This is a genomic window from Streptomyces djakartensis, assembly GCF_014651075.1.
Lineage (GTDB): Bacteria > Actinomycetota > Actinomycetes > Streptomycetales > Streptomycetaceae > Streptomyces > Streptomyces djakartensis.
In genome coordinates this window covers 1-20,284 of the sequence record NZ_BMWE01000009.1, presented here as the reverse complement: position 1 = coordinate 20,284, position 20,284 = coordinate 1, and the positions used below count along the sequence as shown (strand labels likewise).

General features: G+C 71.8%; 19 protein-coding genes. 10 read left to right on the top strand and 9 right to left on the bottom strand.

From position 1 onward, the window contains the following. Nucleotides 1–97: 97 nt before the first annotated feature. The gene (locus tag IE212_RS16865) at nucleotides 98–1,135 is read right to left on the bottom strand and encodes a LacI family DNA-binding transcriptional regulator (protein WP_190198681.1); all 1,038 of its coding nucleotides are present in this window, start codon (nucleotides 1,133–1,135) and stop codon (nucleotides 98–100) included. Further along, nucleotides 1,132–3,609, bottom strand: coding sequence for a glycoside hydrolase family 2 protein (locus IE212_RS16860; RefSeq protein WP_190198680.1), 2,478 nt, complete (start codon nucleotides 3,607–3,609; stop codon nucleotides 1,132–1,134). The genes IE212_RS16865 and IE212_RS16860 overlap by 4 nt, the downstream gene beginning before the upstream one ends. A 163-nt stretch (nucleotides 3,610–3,772) precedes the next feature. On the opposite strand from IE212_RS16860, the gene IE212_RS16855 reads away from it, so the two are divergent. From IE212_RS16855 to IE212_RS16845, 3 genes are read left to right on the top strand one after another with little or no spacing between them, the layout of a single operon-like run. Continuing rightward, nucleotides 3,773–5,086 (top strand): ABC transporter substrate-binding protein, encoded by a 1,314-nt coding sequence (locus IE212_RS16855; protein ID WP_373301398.1) that lies wholly within the window; start codon nucleotides 3,773–3,775, stop codon nucleotides 5,084–5,086. After that, a complete protein-coding gene (locus tag IE212_RS16850) occupies nucleotides 5,086–6,024 on the top strand; it encodes a carbohydrate ABC transporter permease (RefSeq protein ID WP_190198678.1) in 939 nt (312 codons plus the stop codon). The genes IE212_RS16855 and IE212_RS16850 overlap by 1 nt, the downstream gene beginning before the upstream one ends. Continuing rightward, nucleotides 6,021–6,851 (top strand): carbohydrate ABC transporter permease, encoded by an 831-nt coding sequence (locus IE212_RS16845; protein ID WP_190198677.1) that lies wholly within the window; start codon nucleotides 6,021–6,023, stop codon nucleotides 6,849–6,851. Before IE212_RS16850 ends, IE212_RS16845 begins: the two co-directional genes overlap by 4 nt. Nucleotides 6,852–6,923: 72 nt before the next feature. Here IE212_RS16845 and IE212_RS16840 read toward each other — a convergent pair whose 3' ends face one another. The 3 genes from IE212_RS16840 to IE212_RS16830 form a co-directional block, all read right to left on the bottom strand. Beyond that, nucleotides 6,924–8,213 carry a ribonuclease D gene (locus tag IE212_RS16840; RefSeq protein ID WP_190198676.1) on the bottom strand — a complete coding sequence of 430 codons (1,290 nt, stop codon included), beginning with the start codon at nucleotides 8,211–8,213 and terminating at the stop codon, nucleotides 6,924–6,926. A 186-nt stretch (nucleotides 8,214–8,399) separates the two neighbouring features. Beyond that, on the bottom strand, nucleotides 8,400–9,062 hold the full coding sequence (locus tag IE212_RS16835; RefSeq protein ID WP_037671863.1) for a response regulator transcription factor: 663 nt from the start codon (nucleotides 9,060–9,062) through the stop codon (nucleotides 8,400–8,402). Nucleotides 9,063–9,374: 312 nt separating this feature from the next. Further along, nucleotides 9,375–10,049 (bottom strand): DUF3000 domain-containing protein, encoded by a 675-nt coding sequence (locus IE212_RS16830; RefSeq protein WP_190198675.1) that lies wholly within the window; start codon nucleotides 10,047–10,049, stop codon nucleotides 9,375–9,377. Nucleotides 10,050–10,149: 100 nt separating this feature from the next. Here IE212_RS16830 and hemE point away from each other — a divergent pair, with 100 nt between their 5' ends. The 4 genes from hemE (at nucleotide 10,150) to IE212_RS16810 (ending at nucleotide 13,423) form a co-directional block, all read left to right on the top strand. Then, nucleotides 10,150–11,217 carry a uroporphyrinogen decarboxylase gene (gene hemE / locus IE212_RS16825; RefSeq protein ID WP_190198674.1) on the top strand — a complete coding sequence of 356 codons (1,068 nt, stop codon included), beginning with the start codon at nucleotides 10,150–10,152 and terminating at the stop codon, nucleotides 11,215–11,217. Between the two features lie 219 nt (nucleotides 11,218–11,436). Next, entirely contained in the window at nucleotides 11,437–12,180 is a 744-nt protein-coding gene (locus tag IE212_RS16820; RefSeq protein WP_190198673.1) for a ScbR family autoregulator-binding transcription factor, read from the top strand. Between the two features lie 29 nt (nucleotides 12,181–12,209). After that, nucleotides 12,210–12,650 carry a hypothetical protein gene (locus IE212_RS16815; protein WP_190198672.1) on the top strand — a complete coding sequence of 147 codons (441 nt, stop codon included), beginning with the start codon at nucleotides 12,210–12,212 and terminating at the stop codon, nucleotides 12,648–12,650. Nucleotides 12,651–12,742: 92 nt separating this feature from the next. Next, a complete protein-coding gene (locus IE212_RS16810) occupies nucleotides 12,743–13,423 on the top strand; it encodes a DUF305 domain-containing protein (RefSeq protein WP_190198671.1) in 681 nt (226 codons plus the stop codon). Nucleotides 13,424–13,547: 124 nt separating this feature from the next. Here the strand turns inward: IE212_RS16810 and IE212_RS16805 are convergent, their stop codons facing one another. Next, entirely contained in the window at nucleotides 13,548–14,012 is a 465-nt protein-coding gene (locus IE212_RS16805; protein WP_190198670.1) for a cyclic nucleotide-binding domain-containing protein, read from the bottom strand. A 250-nt stretch (nucleotides 14,013–14,262) separates the two neighbouring features. Between IE212_RS16805 and IE212_RS16800 the strand changes: the two genes are divergently transcribed. Next, a complete protein-coding gene (locus IE212_RS16800; RefSeq protein WP_190198669.1) occupies nucleotides 14,263–15,186 on the top strand; it encodes a carbamate kinase in 924 nt (307 codons plus the stop codon). Nucleotides 15,187–15,443: 257 nt separating this feature from the next. On the opposite strand, the gene IE212_RS16795 is transcribed toward IE212_RS16800, so the two are convergent. Beyond that, nucleotides 15,444–16,262 carry a rhomboid family intramembrane serine protease gene (locus IE212_RS16795; RefSeq protein WP_190198668.1) on the bottom strand — a complete coding sequence of 273 codons (819 nt, stop codon included), beginning with the start codon at nucleotides 16,260–16,262 and terminating at the stop codon, nucleotides 15,444–15,446. 134 nt (nucleotides 16,263–16,396) lie between these two features. Here IE212_RS16795 and IE212_RS16790 point away from each other — a divergent pair, with 134 nt between their 5' ends. Beyond that, on the top strand, nucleotides 16,397–16,729 hold the full coding sequence (locus IE212_RS16790; RefSeq protein WP_190198667.1) for a hypothetical protein: 333 nt from the start codon (nucleotides 16,397–16,399) through the stop codon (nucleotides 16,727–16,729). Nucleotides 16,730–16,824: 95 nt separating this feature from the next. On the opposite strand, the gene IE212_RS16785 is transcribed toward IE212_RS16790, so the two are convergent. Both IE212_RS16785 and IE212_RS16780 read right to left on the bottom strand, forming a co-directional pair. Continuing rightward, complete coding sequence (locus tag IE212_RS16785) at nucleotides 16,825–18,234, bottom strand: FAD-dependent oxidoreductase (RefSeq protein WP_190198666.1); 1,410 nt, start codon at nucleotides 18,232–18,234, stop codon at nucleotides 16,825–16,827. A 27-nt stretch (nucleotides 18,235–18,261) separates the two neighbouring features. Further along, nucleotides 18,262–19,257: a DUF4349 domain-containing protein gene (locus IE212_RS16780; protein ID WP_190198665.1), complete on the bottom strand. Its 996-nt coding sequence runs from the start codon at nucleotides 19,255–19,257 to the stop codon at nucleotides 18,262–18,264. A gap of 160 nt (nucleotides 19,258–19,417) precedes the next feature. Here IE212_RS16780 and hemG point away from each other — a divergent pair. After that, the coding region (gene hemG / locus IE212_RS16775) for a protoporphyrinogen oxidase (protein ID WP_229864379.1) at nucleotides 19,418–20,284 on the top strand (867 nt) is incomplete at its 3' end.

Sequence of the window (20,284 nt, the reverse complement as noted above, 5' to 3'; positions counted from 1 at the left end):
GGCTCTCCTCCAGGGTCCAGGACGCTGAGCGCTTGCTCATCCCATGCTACTTATCAGTAACGTAGCTGCCCAGTCCTGACATGGCGAGCGGTGAAGGTCACATCTTCGGCGGGGCCGTGGACCGCCGGGGCGTCAGCACCGGAGTGGGAACGGGGTGCGACACGCCCTCACCCCCCGTGACCACCGAGAACAACGTCCGGGCCACTTCCGCCCCGAACCCGTGCACGTCATGGCTCATCGCGGACAGGGTCGGGTGCGTGAGCCGGCAGAGCTGGGAGTCGTCCCAGGCCAGCAGCGACACGTCTTCCGGCACCCGAAGCCCCATCTCGGCCGCCACCGACAGCCCGGCCACGGCCATGATGTCGTTGTCGTACACGATCGCCGTCGGACGGTCCGGCGCGGCCGCCGTCAGCAGCGACCGCGTCGCCCGCGCTCCCGCGTCCCCCGAGAAGTCCGTCGCCACCTGCCACGCCCCGGCGAGCGCCAGCGCCCCCGCAGCCTCCTCGAACGCCGACGTCCGGATCGCCGTGTGCCCGAGGTCCGCCGCCCCGCCGACCCGGGCGATCCTCCGGTGCCCGAGCGCGGCCAGATACCGCACCGCCTCCGTCACGGCCGTGGCGTCGTCGGTCCACACGGAGGTCAGGCCCCCGGTCAGCGCGGGATGGCCCACGGCGACCACCGGCAGCCCGAGCCGCTCGACCAGTGCCGCCCGGGGGTCGTCGGCCCGGAAGTCGACCAGGATCGACCCGCCGACCTGCCGTCCCCGCCACCACGCCTCCTGGACCTCCACCTCCTCGTCCATGTCCCGTACGAGTCTCAGCAGCAGCGAGCAGGAGTGCCCGGCCAGGACGCTCTCGACGCCCGAGACGAACTCCATGTACCAGGGCTCCAGGCCGAGGGCCCGGGCCGGCCGGCACACCGCGAGCCCCATCACGTCCACGCGCGAACCGGCCAGCGTCCGCGCCGTGAGGTTCGGCGCCCAGCCCAGCTCCCGTGCCGCCCGGAAGATCCGGTCCCGGGTCGCCTCCGACAACCCGGGCTTGTGGTTGAAGGCGAGCGACACGGCACCCTTGGACACGCCGGCGCGCGCGGCGACGTCCCTGATCGTGACGCGCGCGGGCGGCGTCGCCGTCATCGGGTGGGCTCCACGCAGTACAGGGCCGAACGGGCACGCTCCACGTCCGGAGTCTTCCAGCCGCGCACGCCGAAGGTCACCTCTTCGCCCGGCAGCAGCGTCACCAGCCCCCGGTCGGCCCGCGCCCCCGGATCCAGCCGGTCGGCCTGGAGCAGCAGGTCCCGCACCAGGGTGCGGGCGGTCACGGTGACACCGCCGGGCGCGAGAGCGACGTCGAACCGTGGCTCGGGGTAGGGGATGTCCCGGTCGGGCGCCGGGAAGTACAGCGCCCTCAGCCCGCCGGTGCCCGCGCCCGCGTCCCCGGCGGCGCCGGCATCCCCGCCCGCCCTGTCTCCTGGGCCTGTGCCGGCGCCCGTGCCCGCCCGGACACCCGTGCCGGCTCCCGCGCCGGCATCCGCCACGAGGAACTCCTTCGCCCCGACCGGCGTCAGCTCCCGGGGGACGTCGACCCGGGCGACGCTCCGCCCCCCGGCCCGCACATCCACGGCGGCCTGCCCCAGCACCTCGCCTTCCACGGACATCCGCCGCAGGGTCAGCGTCTCCCGCCACTCCTCAGCGCCCTGGTTGACCGCGGCCAGCACCAGCCCGCCGTCCCGCGCCCGGAGCGTCAGCAACCGGTCCGCGTACAGCCTTTTCAGCTCGTGGTACAGCGGCTTCTCGCGGCCGTCCCCGTCGATCGCCGCCCAGGAGGTCACCGGCCAGCAGTCGTTGAGCTGCCAGACGACCGTGCCCGCGCACACCGGCCAGTGCGCGCGCCAGTGCTCGACCCCGGCCGCGACCGCCCGCGCCTGGTTGAGCTGCGTGAGGTAGTGCCAGCGGTCGAAGTCCCCGTCCGGCACGGCGAAGTGCCGCTCCAGCCCCCGTTCCAGCTTGCCGTTGCCGTCGTCCGCCTTCTGGTGGTGCAGCATGCCGGGCGAGTCCGGGGCGAGCTGCTCGCCGGGCAGCGCGCGCCTGAGTGTGGCGTACGCGGGCGGCGCCTGCCAGCCGAACTCGGCGACGAACCGCGGCACGCTCAGCCGGTAGCCGGCGTAGTCCTGCCGGTTCCACACCTCCCACGAGTGGTGCGTGCCGTGCGCCGGGTCGTTGGGATGGTGCCGCCAGGACCCCGACCAAGGGCTGCCCGCCGTGTACGGCCGGGTCGGGTCCAACTCGGCCACCACACGGGGCAGTACACCGAGGTAGTAGCCCTCGCCCCAGGAGTCCCCGGTCAGCCGCGCCTCCCACTCCCAGTCCCGGAAGCCCCACAAGTTCTCGTTGTTGCCGTTCCACAGCACCAGCGACGGATGCGGCATCAGCCGTACCACGTTCTCCCGCGCCTCGGCCTCCACCTCACCGCGCAGCGGCTGCTCCTCCGGGTAGGCCGCGCAGGCGAACGGGAAGTCCTGCCAGACCAGCAGCCCGAGTTCGTCGCAGGCGTCGTAGAAGTCCTCGCTCTCGTAGATCCCGCCGCCCCAGACCCGCACCAGGTCCACGCCCGCCCCGGCGGCCTGCTCCAGCCGCCGCCGGTAGCGCTCACGGGTGATCCGGGAGGGGAAGACGTCGTCGGGGATCCAGTTGACGCCCCGCGCGAACAGCCGCTCGCCGTTGACGACCAGGGTGAAGCCGGTGCCGTGCGCGTCCGGCCGCCGGTCCAGCTCCACGCTGCGGAAGCCGATCCGGCGCCGCCACACGTCCAGCGCGTCCGCACCGTCCAGCAGCCGCACCTCCACGTCGTACAACGGCTGTTCGCCGTATCCGCGCGGCCACCACAAGCGCGCGTCCGGGATGCGGAGCCGCACCACCCCGTGCGCGCCGTCCAGCTCCGCGCGGATCCGGTGGCCGCCCACCGTCCCCTCCACGGTGAGCGGCGCATCGACCCGGGTCCTTTCGATGTCGACGGCCAGTTCGACGACGCCCGCGCCTTCCTCGACGGTGACCAGCGGACGCACCCGGGCGATCCGGGCCGTCGACCAGTGCTCCAGGCGCACCGGCCGCCAGATCCCCGCCGTCACCAGGGTCGGCCCCCAGTCCCAGCCGAACGAGCAGGCCATCTTGCGCAGGTACTGGTAGGGCTCGGCGTAGGCCGCGGGCCGCTCACCCAGCCGCTCCCGCACAGCCTCGGCCTCGGCGTACGCCGAGACGAACCGCACCGACAGCAGCCCGGACAGGCCCGTCACATCGAACCGGTACGAGCGGTGCATGTTCCGCACGGTGCCCAGCAGCCGCCCGTCCAGGGAGACCTCCGCGACGGTGTCGAGCCCGTCGAAGACCAGATCGGTCCGCTCCTGCCCGGACGGTGCCGTGAGTTCCCGCTCGTACGTCCAGTCCCGGCGCCCCACCCAGGCGACCTCGGCCTCGTTCCGGCCCAGGAAGGGGTCCGGGATCATCCCGGCCGCCATCAGGTCGGTGTGTACGCAGCCCGGCACGGACGCCGGCAGCGCGTCCGGTTCGTGCCGCAGGATCCATCCCTCGCCGAGCGGTGTGGCCTCCAGCATGCGCACTCCCTTGACCGGTCCAGTGAAGAGTCGTGTACAGGTTTCGCAGCCTTGGCGGGAATGGGACTTTACCGGTTGAGAAAGCGCTGTCAGAGTGCCGAACCAGCCATACCGCACGTGCTCTTCCGTCCCGAGTTCCTCTCCGCGAACGGAGCTGATGCACATGAACTGCCGTACCGTCCTCGCCCTCGCCGTGGGCTCCGCCCTGCTGGCCTCCGGCTGCACCGGCACCGCGGGCACCTCGAAGGGCGCCGATGCCGAGGCGCCCGACGACCCCGCCGAGGTCACCGGCACCATCACCGTCCTCACCCACCGGACCGACCTGGTGCAGGACGGGACGATGAAGAAGTACGCCGCCGAGTTCAACGAGACCTACCCGAAGGTGAGAGTCGAGTTCGACGGCATCACCGACTACGAGGGCGAAGTCAAGATCCGGATGAACACGGAGAACTACGGCGACGTCCTCATGATCCCCGGGGTGATCGAGAAGAAGGACTACCCCAGGTTCTTCGCCTCCCTGGGCAGTCAGGCCGAGCGGAGCAGGAAGTACCGCTTCACCGACTACACCACGGTCGAGGGCAAGGTCTACGGGCAGAGCCCGCTCGGCGCGGTACCGGGCTTCGTCTACAACAAGAAGGTGTGGCGGGAAGCCGGCGTCACCGAGTGGCCGAAGACCCCGTCCGAGTTCCTCGCCGCCCTCAAGCGGATCAAGTCCCGGACCGACGCGGTCCCTTACTACACCAACTTCAAGGACATGTGGCCCCTCACCCAGTGGACGCAGGTCAACGGCTCGGTCAGCTGCGACGAGCAGGCCACCACCAAGCTCGCCGAGGGCGACCCGTGGGCCGAGGGCGCCGACCTGCGCACAGCCGACACGCTGCTTTACGACATCGTGCGCCAGGGGCTCGTCGAGAAGGACCCGACGACCACCAACTGGGAGGCGTCCAAGCCCAAGCTGGCCAAGGGCGAGATCGCCACGATGTGGCTCGGCTCCTGGGCCGTCATCCAGATGCGGGGCGCTGCGAAGCAGGCGGGCGCGAACCCGGGCGACATCGGGTTCATGCCCTTCCCGGCCCAGAAGAACGGCACGTTCTGCGCGGTGGCGCTGCCCGACTACAACCAGGCCGTCAACATCCACTCCGAGCACAAGGCCGCCGCCCGCGCCTGGATCGACTGGTTCACCGACAAGTCCGGATACGCGGCGGACAACCTGACGCTGTCGCCGCTCAAGTCCGCCCCGCTGCCCGACGTTCTGAAGCCGTACGAGGAGGCCGGGGTGAGGATCCTCGACCTCGACGACACCAGGGGCGCCGAGGTGAAGACCATCGACAACCAGTCCGAGGTCGGCATCAACAAGCCCGACTACCGCCAGGACCTGGTCGACCTCGCCCGCGGCGCCACCAAGGGCGGCCTGGACGACTTCCTGGACGGCCTCGCGAAGAAGTGGACCGGGACCCAGCGGTCCCTGGGGTCCTGATGACGGACACGACCGAGAAGACGGCCCGTGCGCCGGTGTCCGGGCCGCCCGCACCCGCCGCCCCGCGCCCCGCACGCCGGTGGCGCGGGGCCACCCCCTGGCTCTTCCTGCTCGCCCCGCTCACGCTGCTGATCGTCTTCACGTACGCGCCGATCGCCAACATGGTCGCGTACAGCTTCACCGACTGGGACGGCGTGAGCCCCGAGCTGCGTTACACGGGCGCCGGGAACTACGCCGAACTCTTCACCCGCTCCGACCTGTTCGAGGTCTTCTGGGTCAGCGGCTACTACCTGGCGGCCTCGGTCTTCCAGATCGCCGCCGCGCTGTACTTCGCCACGATCCTCAGCTTCAACGTCCGCTTCCGGAACTTCTTCAAGGGCGTGCTGTTCTTCCCGTACCTGATCAACGGAGTGGCGATCGGCTTCGTCTTCCTCTACTTCTTCCAGGACGGCGGCACCCTCGACTCCGTCCTCGGCCTGCTCGGCGTGGAGACGGACCGCGCCTGGCTCGGCACCCCGGTGTCGGCGAACACCTCACTGGCGGCCGTCTCGGTCTGGCGCTACCTGGGCCTGAACTTCGTGCTCTTCCTCGGTGCCATCCAGGCCATCCCGGGGGAGCTGTACGAGGCGGCCGAACTGGACGGGGCGAACCGCTGGCAGCAGTTCCGGCACATCATCGCGCCCGGCATCCGGCCCGTGCTGAGCCTGTCGGTGATCCTCTCCGTCTCCGGGTCCCTGTCCGTCTTCGAGATCCCGTACGTCATGACCGGAGGCGCGACCGGCACCGAGACCTTCGTGATCCAGACCGTGAAGCTGGCCTTCCAGTTCAACAAGACGGGCCTCGCCTCGGCGGCGGCCGTCGTACTGCTGCTGATCATCCTGGCGGTGACCTGGGTGCAGCGGCGCCTCGTCCCGGACGACAAGGTGGATCTCGTATGACGCGCAGAGCCGTGGCCCGTGCCCTCGTGTACCTGTCCCTGATCCTCGCGACGCTGGTCGTGCTCCTGCCGCTCACGGTGGTCTTCCTGACCTCGCTGAAGACCCCCGGGGAGATGGCCGGTGACAGCGGCGCCCTCACGCCGCCCGACGACCCGCTCAACTTCCACAACTACGTCACGGCGTTCCAGGACGGCCGGATGCTCCCGGCCTTCGGCAACACGGCGGTCATCCTGGTCGTCGCCATCGGCGGCACGGTCCTCATCGGCTCCATGACGGCGTACGCCGTCGACCGCTTCCGGTTCCGCTTCCGGAAACCGGTCCTGGCCCTGTTCCTGGTCGCCGCGCTGGTGCCCGGGGTGACCACCCAGGTGGCCACCTTCCAGATCGTCAACAGCCTCGGCATGTTCGACAGCCTCTGGGCGCCGATCGCCCTCTACATGGGCACGGACATCGTCTCGATCTACATCTTCCTGCAGTTCGTGAGATCCATCCCGGTCTCACTGGACGAGTCGGCACGCCTCGACGGTGCCAATGCCCTCACCATCTACTGGAAGATCATCTTGCCGTTGCTCAGGCCGGCGATCGCGACGGTCGTGATCGTGAAGGGGATCAACGTCTACAACGACTTCTACATCCCCTTCCTCTACATGCCCTCCGAAGATCTTGGCGTGATCTCGACGTCTCTGTTCCGCTTCAAGGGCCCCTTCGGCGCCCACTGGGAGACCATCTCGGCGGGAGCGGTCCTCGTCATCGTCCCCACCTTGATCGTCTTCCTGCTCCTGCAGCGGTTCATCTACAACGGCTTCACCGAGGGAGCGACCAAGTGAGGACAGCTCCCCAGGGGCGCGGGGAACCGCGCGACGAGCCCGGCGACCCGCAGCCGCCGACGAGGAAGGTCCCTACGGCGCCTGGGCGGACAGCGCTTCCACCAGGACGGGCGTCACCTGCTCGACCTGCCAAGGGCGAGCCCCGTGACCGGCCAGCGCCTCCGCGACGGACTCCGCGTCCACAACCGCCGGCGGCTCCCAGCACACCCGCCGCACCGTGTCCGGCGTGATCAGATTCTCCTGCGGCATGTTGAGCCGCTCGGCCAGCGCCGAAACCCCGGCCCGGGCCGCCGACAACCGCGCCGCGGCCGCAGGGTCCTTGTCGGCCCAGGCGCGGGGCGGCGGAGGTCCCGCGACCGGCTGCCCAGGCTGCGGCAACTGCGCCTCACTCAGTCCCTTCGCCCGGTCCACGGCCGCCTGCCACTGCTCCAGCTGCCGCTTGCTCATCCGGTGTCCGAAACCGTTCAGCGCGGCGAGCGCGTGCACGTTGGCCGGAAGTGCCAGTGCCGCCTCCACGATCGCCGCGTCCCCGAGCACCTTGCCGGGCGAGACGTCCCGCCGCTGCGCGATCCGGTCCCGGGTCTGCCACAGCTCCCGCACGACGGCGAGTTGCCGACGCCGACGCACCTTGTGCATCCCGGAGGTGCGCCGCCAGGGGTCCTTGCGGGGCTCCGGCGGCGGGGCCGAGGCGATCGCGTCGAACTCCTGACGGGCCCACTCCAGCTTGCCCTGCCGGTCCAGCTCCTTCTCCAGCGCGTCGCGCAGGTCGACGAGCAGCTCGACGTCCAGCGCCGCGTACCGCAGCCAGGGCTCGGGCAGCGGACGGGTGGACCAGTCGACGGCGGAGTGTCCCTTCTCCAGGACGAAACCGAGGACGCCCTCGACCATCGCGCCGAGGCCGACGCGGGGGAACCCGGCGAGCCGGCCGGCCAGCTCGGTGTCGAACAGCCGCGTCGGCACCATGCCTATCTCACGCAGACAGGGCAGATCCTGGCTCGCGGCGTGCAGCACCCACTCGGCGCCGGACAGGGCCTCGCCCAGGGCCGACAGGTCGGGGCAGGCCACGGGGTCGATCAACGCGCTCCCGGCTCCCTGGCGGCGCAGCTGCACCAGGTAGGCGCGCTGCCCGTAGCGGTAACCCGACGCCCGCTCGGCGTCGACGGCCACCGGGCCGGTGCCTGCCTCGAAGGCGGCGATGACGCCGGCCAGGGCGGCCTCGTCCGCGATCACGGGCGGAATGCCCTCACGCGGTTCCAGCAAAGGGGTCGGCGCCTCCGTAGCAGAAGTTCCGCCGTCGTCCGGAGGGGCGCCTCCGGTGGTTCGCAGTGAGCTGTCTGCTGCGGTCTCGTGGGCGTCGGTCACCTGTCAAGGGTATCCGTGCATGGACAGCGCCCGCCGACGGAACGTTCCGGCGACGGGCACCCGAGGGTCGCAAACCAGTCAGGTAGGGAGCAGAAAGGGGTTGGCGAGCCGTGGGAGACGTGAGCGGGATCGACGCCTGCCCCGTTCATGTGAACGAATGATCGCAAGGGGTTCGTCGGGGAGCGGTCAGTGGATGATCCCCGTCCGCAGTGCCACGGCGACCATCCCGGCCCGGTCGCCCGTGCCGAGCTTGCGGGCGATGCGGGCGAGGTGGCTCTTGACCGTCAGGGCGGACAGGCCCATCGAGACACCGATCGCCTTGTTCGACTGGCCCTCCGCCACCAGCCGCAGCACCTCGACCTCGCGACCGGACAGCTCGCGGTAGCCGCCCGGGTGGCTCGGAGCACCCGGGGGGCGACGGTGCAGGCGTGCGGCGGCGGCACCGATGGGGGCGGCGCCCGGCCGGGTGGGGAGCCCGAGGTTGGTGCGGGTGCCGGTGACGACGTAGCCCTTCACACCGCCGGCGAGCGCGTTGCGCACCGCGCCGATGTCGTCGGCGGCGGAGAGGGCCAGCCCGTTGGGCCAGCCCGCCGCGCGGGTCTCCGACAGCAGGGTGAGGCCGGAGCCGTCCGGCAGGTGGACGTCGGCGACGCAGATGTCTCGGGGGTTGCCGATGCGGGGACGAGCCTCCGCGACGGACGAGGCCTCGATGACGTCGCGCACACCGAGCGCCCACAGATGGCGGGTGACGGTGGAGCGAACGCGGGGGTCGGCCACGACCACCATGGCGGTGGGCTTGTTCGGGCGGTAGGCGACCAGGCTTGCGGGCTGCTCGAGGAGAACGGACACCAGGCCTCCTGGGTGCGGGACGGGGCCGGCTCGTGGGGGGTGAAGCCGGGACGAACCGTGCTTTTCAAGGTCACAGTCGTCTTCGGCACCGAACGCGTCCGCCTTTAGAGAATGATCACGAATCGGTGATAACAATCCGTGCAATTCGGACAGGCGGTCGACCATTCGAAGGCCGAACGGTTTCGCTCTGCGTCGGTACGCGGTCGAAAGTGGCCGTATCGACAAAGTGATTCGGCCAAAGGGGGGACCTGAGTGTGATCGTCGACCGGTCGGCGTTGACCGTCTCGTGCAAGGTCGATCAGGCGAGGCCGGTCAACGGGACTGCGGGCCCCGCCGCTGCGGCAGCGTCACCACCGACGCGTCCCCGGGCCCGGCCGGCGGCAGCCCCGCGACCTGGGCGAGCAGATCGCACCAGGACGCCAGGTGCGCGGCCGTGTCCGGCACCGCGCCCAGACCCTCGCGCGGCGTCCACGACGCCCGGATCTCGATCTGCGAGGCGGCGGGGCGCGCGGACAGTCCGCCGAAGTAGTGGGAGCTCGCACGCGTGACCGTGCCGCTCGGCTCCCCGTACGTCAGGCCGCGCGCCTGCAGCGCGCCGGTCAGCCAGGACCAGCACACCTCCGGCAGCAGCGGGTCCGCGGCCATCTCCGGCTCCAGTTCCGCGCGCACCAGCGTCACCAGCCGGAACGTGCCCCGCCAGGCGTCGTGCCCGGCCGGGTCGTGCAGCAGCACCAGCCGGCCGTCGGCCAGGTCCTGGTCGCCGTCGACGACCGCGGCCTCCAGCGCGTACGAGTAGGGGGCGAGCCGCTTCGGCGGGGGGGTCGGCTCGATCTCGATCTGGGGCCGCAGCCGCGCCGTCCTGAGCGCGTCGACGGCGGCCCGGAAGGGCAGCGGGGCGGTGTCCGCCTCCCGCCGTTCTTTCCCGGTGTCCTTCGCTTCGTCCATTCCGCCAGCGCCGTCCGACATTCGTCCCTGAGCCGCAGCCATGCGGGAAGATTACGGGGACCGGAGCCCGGGCGCGGGCTAGACACCCCGCGCCTCTCCAGGGGCTGAATCACGCCGATCGCGGGCGTGCGAAACTTGGCCCGTGAGTGCCAACGACGCCCCCCGGGCCCAGCAGCCGTCCGCCACGTACGACTCCGCCTTCCTCAAGGCCTGCCGGCGCGAGCCCGTACCGCACACGCCGGTGTGGTTCATGCGGCAGGCCGGGCGCTCACTGCCGGAGTACCGCAAGGTGCGCGAGGGCATCGGGATGCTCGAGTCCTGCATGCGGCCGGACCTGGTCACGGAGATCACGCTGCAGCCGGTGCGCCGGCACGGCGTGGACGCGGCGATCTACTTCAGCGACATCGTCGTCCCGCTCAAGGCCATCGGCGTCGACCTCGACATCAAGCCCGGTGTCGGCCCCGTCGTCGAGCAGCCGATCCGCACCCGCGAGGACCTCGCCCAGCTGCGTGATCTGACCCCCGAGGACGTCTCCTACGTCACCGAGGCGATCGGCCTGCTCACCCGGGAACTCGGTGCCACGCCCCTCATCGGCTTCGCCGGCGCCCCCTTCACCCTCGCCAGCTACCTCGTCGAGGGCGGTCCGTCCCGCACGTACGAGAACGCCAAGGCGATGATGTACGGCGATCCCCGGCTCTGGGCCGACCTGCTCGACCGCCTCGCGGGCATCACGGCGGCGTTCCTGAAGGTGCAGATCGAGGCGGGTGCCTCCGCGGTCCAGCTGTTCGACTCCTGGGCGGGCGCCCTGGCCCCGGCCGACTACCGGCGTTCGGTGCTGCCGGCGTCGGCGAAGGTCTTCGACGCCGTGGCCGGGTACGGCGTCCCGCGCATCCACTTCGGCGTGGGCACCGGCGAACTGCTCCCGCTCATGAGCGAGGCGGGCGCCGACGTCGTCGGTGTCGACTGGCGCGTCCCGCTGGACGAGGCCGCCCGCCGCGTCGGCCCCGGCAAGGCGCTCCAGGGCAACCTCGACCCGGCCGTGCTCTTCGCACCGGCGGAGGCCGTCGAGGCCAAGACCCGGGAGGTGCTGGACTCGGCGGCGGGCCTGGAGGGCCACGTCTTCAACCTCGGCCACGGCGTCATGCCGTCCACGAACCCGGACGCGCTGACCCGGCTGGTGGAGTACGTCCACACCCGGACGGCCCGCTGACGACTCGCCGCGCGCGGAGGGCCGTACCGTCCCCGTGCATGTCTCATGGTGACGGCGGGATCCGGCCACCGTGGCCGTGGCGTGGAGGCGGTCTCCCCGTCCTGCTCGGCCCGCACGTGCCACCCCGGCCTCGCGGTGTTGAATGTACGCCCGGTGTGCCCCTCTCAGCCGTCGTCGGCGAGTCGGAGTGCCGGGCCTCCACCAGGGGAGAGATGTCACATGGCTTTACAGGACAGGGCGATCCGCACGCGCAGGGTCATCCTCGAAGCGGCTGCCTCGGTCTTCGAGGAGCACGGGTACGAGGCGACCAAGATCACCGACATCGTGGACCGGGCGAAGGTGACGAAGGGTGCCCTGTACCACCACTTCGACTCCAAGGAGGCCCTGGCTCTCGCCGTCCTCGAAGCGCAGCTCGAGGAGGTTCCGCCGCTCCCGGCCCAGGCCTCCAGGCTGCAGGAGGCCATCGACTTCGGGATGGTCTTCGCGCACCGGCTCACGTACGACCCGATCGTGCGGGCCAGCGTCCGCCTCACGCTGGAGGACACCGGTCAGGCCCTGAAACGCAGTGGCCCGTACGACGGTTGGGCGGACCTCAGCGCCCGGAGCCTGCAACAGGCCAAGACCGGCGGAGAGTTGTTGCCGCATGTCGATCCCGACGAGACCGCCATGGTCATCGTGGCTGCCTATGCGGGAATCAACCTCGTGGCCCGCTTCACCGGCAGCCGGGAAGAACACGACAAGCGTGCCGCGCTCCTGTACCGGCACCTCGTGCCGAGCATCGCGGTGCCGAGTGTCCTGGCTGCCCTCGACATGGCGCCGGGCAGGGGACGGCGCGTCATCGCCGAGGCGGAACGCGCTCAGTCCACCCGTCGTGCGCAGGACGGGCCGTTGGTGGCCCAGGGCCCCCAGCGCCTCGTCGCCGGACGGTTGCCCGTCGCTCGTGTGGGCCCGGCGGGCCGCTGATCTATTAAGCGGCTTAGTAGTATGTCGCCATGCTGGGTGTGGGCAGGCGACTGAGCGCGGGTGGGGCCTTCGGGTATCTCCTGCTCGTCGCCGTGCTCGCGTTCGGCGTGTCAGCCATGCACACCATGGGGCATCCTGAGCACTCGTCGGGCCCGGTGACGGGCGGCTCGCCTCATGCCGTCGCCGGCACGCACCAGGGCGACACGGCCCAGCGGACTGCCGATCCCCATACCGCGACCGAGCCTGCGGCGTCGACCGCGCCGTCGGCGGGCGGCCCCATGATCGGCATGGACGTGCTGTCCGTGTGCGTGGCCGTTCTCACCGGATGGCTGCTCCGGTTGTTCCTGAGCACGGCGGCGCTTCGCAGAGAGCGGCTGCCGGCTCTGCTCGCCCGGACGATGGCCGTGGTGCGCCCCCTTGCGCCACCACCCAGACCTCTCCTCGTTCAGTTGTCAGTGCTGCGGATATAGGCCGGGCCCGCAGCGCGGGCTTCCTCATGCCCGTGCGCAAGGCAGGTATCCGCACATTCACTGACACGACTGATCAAGCGAGGTATTCGCACATGACTGCCCTCAACCCCACCCCGCACCGCCGCCTTCGTCGTCGCATGGCGATCGTGAGCACCGTCGCGGCGGGCGGACTGCTCCTCGCCGCCTGCGGCGGAAACGACATGGACGGCATGGACCACGGGAGCGCCGGCTCCGCGTCCGCCAGCCCCAGCCGGACGGCGGCCGACAACCCGGCGCCCGGCGCGTTCAACGACGCGGACGTCATGTTCGCGCAGATGATGATCCCGCACCACGAGCAGGCCCTGGAGATGTCCGAGCTCGCGGACGGCCGGGCCTCCGACGCGGAGGTCAAGGCCCTGGTCGCGGACATCGAGAAGGCCCAGGATCCCGAGATCCGGACCATGAGGTCCTGGCTGAAGGCCTGGGGCAAGCCGGAGTCCGCCGAGGAGGGCATGCCGGGCATGGACCACGGGTCCGGCGGCATGGACCACGGGGCCGGGATGTCCGGGATGATGTCCGAAGGTGACATGAAGAAGCTCCAGGCCGCCAAGGGCACCGAGTTCGACCGGATGTTCGCGGAGATGATGATCGACCACCACGAGGGCGCGATCACCATGGCGGAGGGCGAGCAGAAGAACGGCCGCAACGCCACGGCCAAGAAGCTCGCCGCCGACGTCGTGAAGACCCAGTCCGCCGAGGTAGCGAAGCTCGAGAAGATCCTCGACCGGCTCTGATCCACATCCACCCACCGACCGCCGGGCTCCACGGCGCGCGCCAAGGAGCCCGGGCGGTCACCACCGCCCAGGACCTCTCACCGCGCGTCCCTGACGACTGTCGTGCTTCGAATCCCGGCCGCGGTCACAGAAGGCTGCCGCTGCCGTAGGGGGCGTACAGGTCCAGCAGCCGGGTGCGGGCCGAGCGCAGCCGGTGGACCAGGACGCCGCCCACCCACCGGGCGACGCTCGCACCCAGCGCGGGGTCGTCCTGGCACACCGAGCGGATCGTGGTGGCGTCGAACTCGTAGGCGCGCACCGGACTGGTCGTCCGCGCACCCAGGTGCCAGACGTACGGGGCGAACAGCCAGGACCATCCGACGAGTTCGTTGTGCCGGACCGTCTCGATGACGGCGGCGCGCTGCCCCGGCACACGCATCTCGAGGTCGACGCCGCCGGTACGGACGACCCAGAAGCGGTCGGCGCGGCCGCCCTCCTCGAAGAGACGAGCGCCCTGAGGGAACGACACCTCACGAGCGAAGCGCAGCAGCCGGGACCGGTGCTCGGCGGGCAGCGCCTGCAGCATGCCGGCCGGGGCGGGAGCGTTCATGACGTGCCTCCAGTCAGGGCGTACGAACCTGCCACGCACAGCCTGTTCCCGTGCCCGGTCCCGGGCACGGGGCCACTCGGCCCCATGACCGGGCCGCCCGGCACCGCATCCGGGCCCTTCGGAACCCTGCGCCCGGGACGGGCCCGAGGTTCGATGGAGACGAGAGCCAACCGGACCGGAAGCGGAAGGGGGTGTGCCGTGGGCGCACATCACCGGCCTCCGATCTCGTGTCCTCTGGAGGATTGAAGCCATGCGCATCGTCATCGCTCTCGGCGGCAACGCCCTGCTGCACCGGGGCGAACGTCCCGACGCCGCCGTGCTGCAGGCGAACATCGACCGGGTGACCACCGCCGTCGCGGCTCTCGCTCTCGAACACGAGGTCGTCGTCACCCACGGCAACGAGCCGCAGATCGGCCTGCTCGCCATGGAGAGCGCGGCCGACCCCGTCCTGACCGCCCCCTACCCACTGGACCTGCTGGGCGCCCAGACCGAGGGCCTGATCGGCTCGCTGCTGGTCCGGGCCCTGCACGACACGCTGCCCGGCCACAAGGCCGTCGCACTCGTCACCCACACCCTGGTACGGGCCGACGACCCGGCCTTCGCGCGACCCGCCAAGCCCGTCGGCCCCGTGTACCCGCGCGACGTCGCCCGCGCCCTCGCGCGAAGGCGCGGCTGGCATATCGCCGAGGACGCCAGCGGGTGGCGACAGGTCGTCGCCTCACCCATGCCGGAGTCGATCGTCGAGGCCGAGACCATCCACGAGCTGCTCACCAGCGCAACGCTGGTCATCTGCGCCGGCGGCGGAGGCGTGCCGGTCACCGCCGACAGCGGCACCGGCGCCCTGCGCGGAGTGGACGCGGTCGTCGACAAGGACCTCACCGCCGCCCTGCTCGCCGAGGAACTCAAGGCCGACTTCCTGCTCATCCTCACCGACGTCCCGTGCGTCTACACCGGCTACGACACCCACGACCCGCAGCCCGTCCTCGACGCCACCCCTGACGATCTGCGCCGCGCGGGCTTCCCCGCCGACTCCATGGGCCCGAAGACGGAGGCCGCCGCCCGGTTCGTCGAACGCACCGGGGGACTGGCCGCCATCGGCGCCCTGGACGCGGCGTACGAGATCGTCCACGGGAGGTCGGGGACCCTGGTACGCCCCGATCTCGCCGTCGGGTGACGCCGGAGAACGCCCGCGCCGCATCCATCACCGTCACACGTGTCGCGAGCGAGAGGCCGCCTCCGCCGGCGTCGATCCAGCGCTGCCGGCTGAGGTGGTCCACGGCCTTCTGGCGCTGCTCACTCGTGTAGCAGTCCTCGCGTCCACGGGACATGCTGCGCGACATGTCGTACATCGAGCGCGGCCGCAGCACCGGGCGCCGGCGCGGGCACCGCACCGCGGACACCACCGCGTGAGTCGAGCCGGCGCCGCCGCTCTCACCATCCCGGCCGCGCGCGCCTGCCGAACAGCAGTCCCCGCGGCTCCGGAGGCGGCGGGGTGCCGGGCCGCAGGGGCCAGGCCAGCAGCATGCCCGCCACGAAGCCGACGACGTGCGCCAGATAGGCCACGGTCCCGGCGGCGGAGACACCCTGGCCCGACGAGTACACCGCCTGCAGCCCGAACCAGAGTCCCAGCACGATCCAGGCCGGCAGCCGCAGCGGCAGGAAGATGAGGAAGGGCACCAGCACCCAGACGCGGGCCCTCGGATACAGCACGAGGTAGGCGCCCAGGACCCCGGCGATCGCCCCGGAGGCGCCGATCAGGGGGCTGCCCGAGGAGGAGTTCGCGAGGGCGAAGACGTACGCGGCCGCGTATCCGCACACGACGTAGAAGAGCAGGAACCGGATGTGGCCCATGCGGTCCTCGATGTTGTTGCCGAAGATCCACAGGAACAGCATGTTGCCCAGCAGGTGCAGCCAGCTGCCGTGCAGGAACATCGCCGTCAGGACGCTCAGTTCCGGGGACTTGGCGTAGGACGGCGGGCCGACCACGCAGCCGGCTCCCTGCGGGCCCACCCCGGTGTCCCCCGTGGGCACCAGCCGTGGCATCTGATGGTGGATCAGCTCCTGTGGCACCGCCGCGTAGTGGTCCAGGAACGCCTGGAGGTGGCACAGCTGGGCCAGGCTGCTCCCGCCCGTCACGGAGCCGGCCATGCCGGGGGTCAGCAGGAACACGACGATGTTGGCGGCGATCAGCGCGTACGTCACCCAGGGGGTGCGCCGCACGGGGTTCACGTCATGAACGGGTATTACCACCTCACACGTGTGCCCGGTGGGTCGCCGGTGAATCGGACGCGTGGCTGAACACAGTCGTCCGGGCGTGCGTATGTGTCGGCAACCGCCCGCGGCGCGGGGAAGGCGGGCCGCGGGGCCGACGTGAGGAACAGGCGATGAACGACCGAGTTACTCCTCCCATGCACGCGCTGCCGGACGGTGAGGCCGAGCTGACGCTGGTGGTCCGGCTGCCCTGGGAGGACGTGGCCCGCCTCGGCCAGGAGGCGGGCCGGCTGGCGTCCCAGATGCGGCGGCCTGTGACCTTGGACGAGGCGGTGAGTCACCGGTTGCGTTCCTCGCGGGTCGCCGCGCACGCCAAGCCGGCGGGGGAGCAGCCGCCGGCGGTGACCGCCGCGTCGGCGTCGGTTTCGTCCCTGCCGTCGCGGCCTCCGGCGGAGCAGGCGCGGCAGGCCATTGACCGGATCAACGGGACCGCCGGGACGGCCTAGGGTTTCGCCGTAGGGGCGCGGTGCGTCGCGGGGCGCGGGCCGGTTGTGTTTCTCCCGCAGTTCCCCGCGCCCCTGAAGGCGTTACCGCACAGCCCTCACAAAGAACCGATGACCTTCGCCGCCGCCTTGCGGGCCGCCACCAGGACCGGGTCCCAGACGGGGGAGAACGGTGGGGCGTAGCCGAGGTCCAGGGCCGTCATCTGCTCCGCCGTCATGCCCGCGGTGAGGGCGACCGCGGCGATGTCGACCCGCTTGCCCGCGCCCTCCCTGCCGACGATCTGGACGCCGAGGAGGCGGCCCGTGCGGTGTTCCGCGAGCATCTTGACCGTCATGGGGGAGGCGTTCGGGTAGTAGCCGGCCCGGCTGGTCGACTCGATGGTGACCGCCTCGAAGCGCAGACCCACGCGGTGCGCGTCCTTCTCGCGAAGTCCCGTGCGCGCGATCTCCAGATCGCAGACCTTGCTGACCGCGGTGCCGACCACGCCCGGGAACGTGGCGTATCCGCCGCCGGCGTTGGTGCCGATGACCTGGCCGTGCTTGTTGGCGTGGGTGCCGAGCGGGATGTGCCGTTCCTGGCCGGAGACCAGGTCCAGGACCTCGACGCAGTCGCCGCCGGCCCAGATGTTCTCGTGGCCGCGCACCCGCATGGAGCGGTCCGTGAGAAGACCGTCGTGCGTGCCCAGGGGGAGACCGGCCGCCCTCGCGAGGGTCGTCTCGGGGCGCACGCCGATGCCGAGCACGACGACGTCCGCCGGGAACTCCCGGTCCTTCGTCGCGACCGCGCGTACCCGGCCGTCGTCCCCCGTCAGCACCTCGGTGACCTCGGCGTCGTCGACCATCGTGATGCCCAGGCCCTCCATGGCCTCGTGCACCATGCGGCCCATGTCGGGGTCGAGGGTCGACATGGGCTCGCTGCCGCGGTTGACGACCGTCACCTCGTAGCCGCGGTTGATGAGCGCCTCGGCCATCTCCACACCGATGTAGCCGGCCCCGACCACCACCGCCCGGCGGCCACGCGTGCGTGCCAGCGTGTCGAGCAGCGCCTGCCCGTCGCCCAGGGTCTGCACACCGTGCACCCCGGGGGCGTCCATGCCCGGAATGTCCGGCCGGATCGGCCGGGCGCCGGTCGCGATCACGAGCTTGTCGTACGACGTCCAGGACTCGGCGCCGGAGTCGACGTCACGCGCGCGCACCCGCTGCCCGTCGAGGTCGAGCTCGACGACCTCGGTGCGCAGCCGGAGATCGATGTCGCGCGCGCGGTGCTCCTCGGGCGTACGGGCGATGAGCTCGCCCCGGCCCGGGACGTCACCGCCCACCCAGTACGGGATGCCGCACGCCGAGTACGACGTGAAGTGGCCGCGTTCGAACGCCACGATCTCCAGCTCGTCGGGCTTCCTCAGACGGCGTGCCTGCGACGCCGCGGACATTCCCGCGGCGTCGCCGCCGATCACGACCAGTCGTTCCCGCGTTCCCCGCGCAGTTCCCGGTGTACGGCTCATGCTCATGCGAACACGCTACGGGAGCAGGGCATTTCAGTTCTGCTCACCCGGGGATCGCGGAGCCCCGGACTCCGGCGCCGGGCGGGCCGTCGGCAGCGGGCCGAGGGCGCTCGTCGCGGACGCGGGCGCGGGCGCGGGCCGGGGGCGGCGCGGCAGGCGGGGGCGTACGACGCGCAGCCAGACCAGCGCGATCAGGGCCGCCACCGCCGCGAACGGCAGGATCGCGCCGAGCGCCACCGCGAGCCAGCGCAGCATCGTCAGGAACGCGTTCCAGCCGCCCGCCAGCGCGTCCACGAACCCCGGGTCGTCGTTCCGCTCCGCCTTCTTCACCGGTGTCTCGGACAGCGAGAGGGTGATGGTGGCAAGACTCGTGCGGTCCTTCAGGGACGCCTGCCGGGCCAACAGCGCCTCCAGGTCCGCCTGGCGGGTGCTCAGCTCACCCTCCAGCGTCACCACGTCGCTGAGCTTCGTCGCCCGGTCCATCAGCTCGCGGATCCGGGCCACGCTGGCACGCTGCGACTTGATCCGGCTCTCCACGTCCACCACCTGATCGGTGACGTCCTGCGCCTTCGCGTTGCGGTCGAGGAGCTTGCCGGCGCCCTCCAGGGCGGTGAGGACCTCCTCGTACCTCTCGACGGGGACGCGCAGTACGACCCGGGTGCGTTCGCGGCCCTCCTCGTCCCGGGTGGTGGTCTCGTCACCGACGTAGCCGCCCGCGGCCTCGGCGCTGGCGCGGGCCTCCTCCAGCGCCTTCGGGGCGTCCTTGACCTGCACGGTCAGCGAGACCGTGCGGATGATGTGGTTCTGGTCGAGCTTCGGCGGCGCGGTCGCCCGGGCGCCGCTTCCGGCGCCGCCCGGGGCGGCCTCCGCGCCGGCCTTGCCGTCCGCCCGGGACGCGGCGGCCCCCTGGTCGGCCGAGCCTCCGCCGGAGTCGTCGGCGGCGCTGCACCCGGTGACCGCGAGGGCCGCGGCCAGCAGAAGGGCGGCCAGGGGCGGGGCGGAACGTCGTGCGGGTCGTCGTGTGCGCATGCGGGCATCCCCCGGAGGTCGATTTCGCTGACGCTACTTCGACGCACGGACCGGCCCGGGCGTTTGGCCCGGGACGGTTCCGATGCGGTCACGGTCGGGACTCGTGCGGGACACCGGGCCCCGGGCGCGCTGTCGTCGGGGTCTCTGAAAGGCTGGGGGCATGCGCGAAGCTGGGGAGCACGTCGTCGTCATCGGGGCCGGTATCGCGGGGCTGGCCGCCGCACACCGGCTGGTGGAGCGAGGGGCGCGGGTGACCGTGCTGGAGGCCTCGGACCGGGTCGGCGGCAAGCTGCTGCCGGGGGAGATCGCGGGCGCCCGCGTGGACCTCGGCGCCGAGTCGATGCTGGCCCGCCGCCCCGAGGCGGTGGCGCTCGCCCGCGAGGTGGGCCTCGCCGACCGCCTCCAGCCGCCCGCCACGGCGACGGCGTCGATCTGGACGCGCGGCGCGCTGCGCCCCATGCCCAAGGGGCATGTGATGGGTGTGCCCGGCACCGCCGCCGCCCTGTCCGGAGTGCTGTCCGACGAGGGCCTCGCCCGCATCGGGCGGGACGCCGAACTGCCCCGCACGGAGGTCGGCGACGATGTGGCGGTGGGGGAGTACGTGGCGGCGCGCCTCGGTCGCGAGGTCGTCGACCGCCTGGTCGAACCCCTGCTGGGCGGCGTGTACGCGGGCGACGCGTACCGCATCTCCATGCGCTCGGCCGTCCCGCAGCTCTTCCAGGCGGCCAGGGCCCACACCTCCCTGACGGAGGGAGTCCGCGAGATCCAGGCCAGGGCGGCCGCCGCCCAGCAGACCGGCCCGGTGTTCATGGGCCTGAAGGGCGGCGTCGGCACCCTGCCCCTCGCGGTGGCGGAGTCGGTCCGGGCCCGCGGGGGCGAGATCCTCACAGGGACCCCGGTGACGGAGCTGCGCAGGGCGGCTGCGCCGGACGCGGCCGGCGAGCCGGCGGGCCTCGGACGGTCGGCTCCGGCCGACGGGGGCCGGTCGCGGGACGTCGGGGGCGTGGGTGCGCCGGACCGGGCCGGG